Source organism: Thermaurantiacus sp. (genome assembly GCF_053487655.1).
In genome coordinates this window covers 1-5,552 of sequence record NZ_JBRCLD010000085.1, presented here as the reverse complement: position 1 = coordinate 5,552, position 5,552 = coordinate 1, and the positions used below count along the sequence as shown (strand labels likewise).

Genomic DNA, 5,552 nt, shown 5'->3' with positions numbered 1-5,552 from the left:
CGAGCGCTGGCATAACCGGCGCGGGCGCGACTGGCGCGAGCATTGCCGCCTGCGCGACCGGGGCAATGGCGGGCTTGTCACTGGCGCTGCGCTCGGCGGTGTGCTCGGAAGCCGGATTGTCCGCGATGACCCGACCGCCGGCGCCATCGTCGGCGCTGCAGCCGGCGGCCTTATCGGCCGCAGCATCGACCGCAACGACGGCCGCTGCTGACGAGCGCTGGCGGGACGGACCGACGCGTCCGCCGAACATGCTGCATACCAATCCATCGGGGAGTGCGTGGCGGAGCGGGTGGGATTCGAACCCACGAGCGGCACGCAACCGCTGGCGGTTTTCAAGACCGCTGCCTTCAACCACTCGGCCACCGCTCCGCGCGCCGGTCTAGCCGCGCCGGCGCGGTGCCGAAAGGGGATTCACCCGCGTGCCCGCCTGTGGCAGGAGCCGCGCATGATGCGAAAGGTTCTGGCCGCCGTTGCGCTGGCGCTGCTGCCATTTGCGGCCGTCGCCGAGGCTTCCGGCAGCTTCGCCGACTGGCTGGCACGCTACCGCGCTGGCGCCGAGACGCGCGGCGTGAAGCGCGCCTGGCTCGACCAGGCACTTCAGGGCGTGGGCTTCAATGCGCGCGTCGTCGAGCTCGACCGCAGCCAACCCGACGACAGCGGCCGCCGCAACATCTATGCCACCTATCTCACCCGGCGTCTCACACCCGACCGCATCGCCGAAGGCCGCCTCATGCGGCTGCGCTGGCAGGCCGCGGCGCTTGCCGCCGAGCGGGCGCACGGCGTGCCAGCCGAGATCCTGATCGGCATCTGGGGCATGGAAAGCAACTATGGGCGGGTGACAGGCAGTTTCGCCATCATCCCAGCGCTTGCCAGCCTCGCGTATGATGGCCGCCGCGAGACCCTGTTCACGCGCGAGCTCGATGCCGCCGTGCGCATGGTGGGCGAGGGCCGGGCCCGCGCTGACGAGATGCGCGGCTCCTGGGCCGGCGCCATGGGCCAGCCGCAGTTCCTGCCCTCCTCCTATCTCGCCTACGCGGCGGATGGCGATGGCGACGGGCGGGCTGACATCTGGGGCTCTGTTCCCGACACGCTCTTCTCCATCGCCAATTACCTGAAGCATGCCGGCTGGCAGCCGGGGGTGGGCTGGGGCCTCGAAGTGATGGTGCCGCCCGCCTTCGACCGGGCGCGAATCGCCAATCCCGAGAAGCCGACCAGCTGTGTCCGCCCGCTCGAGCGCCACAGCCGTTGGCTTCCAGCGCGCGAATGGCAGCGGCTGGGATTCGCTGCTGCCAGCAGCGGGCGCTGGCCGGCCGATGACGTGCTGATGAGCCTCGTTGAGCCCGACGGGCCCGGGGGTGCCGCTTATCTCACCACCCGGAGCTACCGGGCCCTCCTCGATTACAACTGCTCCAACTTCTACGCGCTTTCCGTCGCACTCCTGGGCGATGCGGTTCGCTAGCCTCCTCCTGCTGCTGCTCGCCGCCTGCGCCCGAGACGATCGCGTCTCCGCCCCCGCGCCGCCGCCCGCTTCCAGCGCGGTGCCGCCAGGCGTGAAGCTCGGGCGGCCCTACACCGTTTTCGGCCGCACCTATGTGCCAGTCGATGACCGGTCTTACGACGAAGTCGGAATTGCCAGCTGGTATGGGCCCGGCTTCCACGCACTCCCCACTGCCAGTGGCGAGACCTACGACCAGGATGGTCTGACAGCCGCCCACAAGACACTGCCGATGCCGAGCTTCGTCGAAGTGACCAACCTCCACAATGGCCGGCGGCTGGTGGTCAGGATCAACGATCGCGGGCCGTTCGTGGAGGGCCGGATTATCGACGTCTCGCGACGCGCCGCACAACTCCTTGGAATGGAGGGGCCGGGCCTTGCAAGGGTTCGGGTGCGCCGGGTGTTCCCCGCGGGGGACTGGGCGCTCACCACGGCGCCGCTCCAGGCGCGGGCGGCGCCGGCCCCTGTGGCCGCGCCGCTGCTGCCACCGCCGGCAGGAGGGGAGCGCGCCGTCTTCGTGCAGGTGGTGGCGCTCAGCGACGAGGGGCGAGCACACTTCCTTGTCGCGGACTTGGCCGACATTGGCCCGGCGGCCGCCAGTCGGGCGCCTTCCGGGCTGTGGCGGGTGCGTCTCGGGCCGTTCACCGACCCTGCTGCCGCCAACCGGGCGCGCGCGGCGGCGCAGGCGCGCGGCTTCCGCGATGCCATGCTGGTGGCGGGCTGATGCTGATCGCCTTTGAGGGCGGGGAAGGGGCGGGGAAGTCCACCCAGGTTGCCCGGCTCGCCGAATGGCTGGTCGCACGCGGCCATGCTGTTGAGACCACCCGCGAGCCTGGCGGCACACCGGGCGCAGAGGCCATTCGCGCGCTGTTCGTGACTGGGGCTGCCGACCGCTGGACAGCCGAGACCGATGCCCTTCTCATCACGGCTGCCCGCGCTGACCATGTCGCGCGCCGGATCCGCCCGGCACTTGCAGCCGGCCGCCTGGTGCTGGTGGACCGCTTCGTCCACTCAACTCTGGCCTATCAGGGCCACGGCCGGGGGCTCGACCTTCAGATGCTCTGCCGGCTGCATGATTTCGCAAGCCATGGCCTGTGGCCAGACCTGGTGCTGTGGCTCGATCTTCCAGCCGCCGAAGGCCTGGCGCGGGCGCAGCACCGCAAAGGGGCTGCCGACCGGTTCGAGGCACACGACATGGCGTTCCACGAGCGTGTGCGTGCCGGTTTCGCTGCCCTTGCTGCACACGATCAGCGGATCGTCCGGATCGATGCCTCAGGCGATGCCGCAACCATTGCCGAGGCCATCGCCGCCGCCGTCGGGCAGGTGCTTGGGGCGCGCGCTCAGGCCGGCTTGCGAAACGGCGGCTGAACACGAGTCGAAAGTCCGGCATCGGTTCCAAACAGCCGGTCCCAGAAGCGGAAGTAGAGCCCGTAGTTGGCATTGTAGCGGCTGTGGTGAAGATCATGATGGGAGGCGGTGATGATGTGACGGCCGAACCAGCCGTTGACCCAGCGGCGCGGAAAGAGTTCGACTCCCATGTGGTTGGTGACCGCCATGAAGGTGGCAATCAGCAGCACAACCAGCAGGGCACCGACATGGATGGGAACGAGGAACACCATGGCCGGGTAGAGCCAGGCCGCCGATAGCGCCTCGAAGGGATGGAAGGACATGGAGGCAAAGGCCGTGGGCGGGCGGCTTTCGTGGTGGACTGCGTGCATGGTCCGGAACAGCCACGGCCAGTGGTGCATGGCGCGGTGGCTCCAGTAGAACCAGGCGTCGTGGGCGAGGAGATAGAGGAGGACCGAAGCCGGCAGCCACCAGAGCGGCATGGCCGCAACCTCCGTATATAGCTGCGTTCCCCCACGCAGGAAGGCCGCAAAGGCAAGCGCGGCAGGGGCAGCATAGAGCCCCGCCGAAAGCAGGGACCAGCCGATCTCGCGCCGCACCTGGGAAGCCAGCCGCGCCCGCCGCGCCGGGTCAGAGGGGCGGTAGATCTCCGGCCGGGCGCGCCCGGCAATCCAGGCAAACAGCGCCGAGACGCCAAGATAGCGCAGTGCGATGATGAGCGTCAGCTGCAGCGCCAGGAGGGCAAAAAGTTCGGCCATCACCCCGCTCCTAGCCAGCGCGCCTCCTTGCCGCTAGAGGGCGGCATGGGCGCGCGCGATCGCTGCGACATTCTTCTGGTCGGCGGAGGTCTTTCTGCTGGCCTCATCGCACTCGCACTTGCCCGCCACCGGCCAGATGTCGCCGTCGGGATCGTCGAGGCCGGGGCACGATTCGGCGGCAACCACACCTGGTCCAGTTTCGAGACCGACTTGTCCGCCGAGGGCGCGGAACTGGCGCGCACGCTGATCGCCCATCGCTGGGCCGACAATTCGATCCGCTTTCCCGCCTATGAGCGCCACTTCGCTGCCGGCTACCAGTCGGCGACATCGGAGCGGCTGCACAAGGCCCTGATCGCCGCCATCCCCGAGGAGCGCCGGTTCCTGGGAACGCCCGTTGCCTCGGTCGCAGCCGATCATGTGGTCCTCGCCGACCAGCGGGTGATTGCAGCTGGCGCCGTGCTCGATGCCCGCGGCCAGCGGCCTTCGCCCCACCTGGATCTGGGCTTTCAGAAGTTCGTCGGCCGCGAAGTCGAGCTCACCGCCCCCCATGGCCTCTCCGGCCCCGTCATCATGGACGCAACCGTCGACCAGCATGATGGCTATCGCTTCGTCTACACGCTCCCCTTCACGCCGACGTCCGTCCTCATCGAAGATACCTATTATGCCGACGGCCCCGTCCTTGACCGCTCGGCGATCACGGCAAGGATCGACGCCTATGCGGCTGCCCAGGGCTGGACCATCGCCCGCATCCTGCGCGAGGAGGATGGCGTGCTGCCGATCGCAATCGACGGCGACATCCGCGCCCACCTGGCGCAGTATCAAGAAGGCGTGGCACCCGTTGGCATGGCGGCGGCGCTCTTCCACCCCGTCACTGGCTACAGCTTCCCCGATGCCGTCAGGCTCGCCCTGTTTGTTGCCAAGCTGCCCGATCTCGCTGGGCCGGCCATCGACCGTGCCGTGCGCTCCTATGCCACGGATCGCTGGGATGAGCGCGGATTCTATCGCATGCTCAACAAGATGCTGTTCCGGGTGGCGGAGCCCCACAAGCGCTGGCGGGTGTTGCAGCGCTTCTACGGGCTGGACGCAAAGCTGGTAGCACGCTTCTACGCCAGTCACTCGACCGTGTTCGACAAGGTGCGGATCCTGACTGGCAAGCCGCCAGTGCCCTTCTTTCGTGCGGTCCGGGAAGTGATGCGAGGCTAGAATGGCAGTGGGTGTGGCACGGCGTGCAGTGGTGATCGGGAGCGGGTTCGGCGGGCTGGCGCTTGCCGTCCGGCTCCAGTCCGCAGGGATCGAGACGACCCTCGTTGAAGGCCGCGACAAGCCCGGCGGCCGGGCCTATGTGTGGGAGGACGAGGGCTTCCACTTCGACGCCGGGCCAACTGTCGTCACTGACCCTGCAAGCTTGAAGGAGCTGTTCGCGCTCTCGGGCCGCGATATCGCCGACTATGTCGACCTCATGGCTGTTACCCCCTTCTATCGCCTCATCTGGGAAGACGGCTATCGCTTCGACTATGCAAACGATGAGGAGGCCCTCTTCCACCAGATCAGAGCGAAGAACCCGGCCGATGCCGAGGGCTATCGCAAGTTCCTGGCCTTTTCCGAGAATGTCTATCGCGAGGGCTACCTGAAGCTCGGCACCGAGAGCTTCTGCGACTTCCGCTCGATGCTCGAGGCCGCGCCATCGCTTATCCGCTATGAGGCGTTCCGCTCCGTCTACGCCATTGTCTCGCGCTACATCCAGGATCCGCAGCTGCGCGAGGCGTTCAGCTTCCACACCCTCCTCGTCGGCGGCAACCCGTTCAAGACGAGCAGCGTCTACGCCCTGATCCACGCGCTCGAGCGCAAGGGCGGTGTGTGGTTCCCGCGCGGGGGGACGCACGCGCTCGTCCGCGGGCTGCTCAGGCTCTTCACCGACCTCGGCGGCACCTTCCGGCTCGGCGTGCCGGTCG

Annotated in this window: 7 protein-coding genes and 1 tRNA gene; 6 read left to right on the top strand and 2 right to left on the bottom strand. The window is 68.3% G+C overall.

All coding sequences use genetic code 11. The annotated features are described in order from the left end of the window. Window positions 1-211, top strand: a 211-nt coding sequence (locus ACWIQA_RS08635) for a glycine zipper 2TM domain-containing protein (RefSeq protein WP_448582666.1), incomplete at its 5' end; no start/stop codon positions are given. A 67-nt stretch (window positions 212-278) separates the two neighbouring features. Here ACWIQA_RS08635 and ACWIQA_RS08630 read toward each other — a convergent pair. Further along, window positions 279-369 (bottom strand) — tRNA-Ser (locus ACWIQA_RS08630). Window positions 370-445: 76 nt separating this feature from the next. On the opposite strand from ACWIQA_RS08630, the gene ACWIQA_RS08625 reads away from it, so the two are divergent. The 3 genes from ACWIQA_RS08625 to tmk are packed head-to-tail and all read left to right on the top strand — an operon-like array spanning window position 446 to window position 2,863. After that, on the top strand, window positions 446-1,459 hold the full coding sequence (locus ACWIQA_RS08625; protein WP_448582665.1) for a lytic murein transglycosylase: 1,014 nt from the start codon (window positions 446-448) through the stop codon (window positions 1,457-1,459). After that, window positions 1,446-2,219 (top strand): septal ring lytic transglycosylase RlpA family protein, encoded by a 774-nt coding sequence (locus ACWIQA_RS08620; protein ID WP_448582664.1) that lies wholly within the window; start codon window positions 1,446-1,448, stop codon window positions 2,217-2,219. The genes ACWIQA_RS08625 and ACWIQA_RS08620 overlap by 14 nt, the downstream gene beginning before the upstream one ends. Continuing rightward, on the top strand, window positions 2,219-2,863 hold the full coding sequence (gene tmk, locus ACWIQA_RS08615) for a dTMP kinase (protein WP_448582663.1): 645 nt from the start codon (window positions 2,219-2,221) through the stop codon (window positions 2,861-2,863). The genes ACWIQA_RS08620 and tmk overlap by 1 nt, the downstream gene beginning before the upstream one ends. Here tmk and ACWIQA_RS08610 read toward each other — a convergent pair. Further along, window positions 2,836-3,600: a sterol desaturase family protein gene (locus tag ACWIQA_RS08610; protein ID WP_448582662.1), complete on the bottom strand. Its 765-nt coding sequence runs from the start codon at window positions 3,598-3,600 to the stop codon at window positions 2,836-2,838. The genes tmk and ACWIQA_RS08610 overlap by 28 nt on opposite strands. A gap of 45 nt (window positions 3,601-3,645) precedes the next feature. Here ACWIQA_RS08610 and crtY point away from each other — a divergent pair, with 45 nt between their 5' ends. Together crtY and crtI are read left to right on the top strand one after the other, a co-directional pair. Beyond that, complete coding sequence (gene crtY, locus ACWIQA_RS08605) at window positions 3,646-4,803, top strand: lycopene beta-cyclase CrtY (protein ID WP_448582661.1); 1,158 nt, start codon at window positions 3,646-3,648, stop codon at window positions 4,801-4,803. 1 nt (window position 4,804) lies between these two features. Continuing rightward, window positions 4,805-5,552: phytoene desaturase family protein (crtI, locus tag ACWIQA_RS08600; RefSeq protein ID WP_448582660.1), on the top strand; the 748-nt coding region annotated here is incomplete at its 3' end.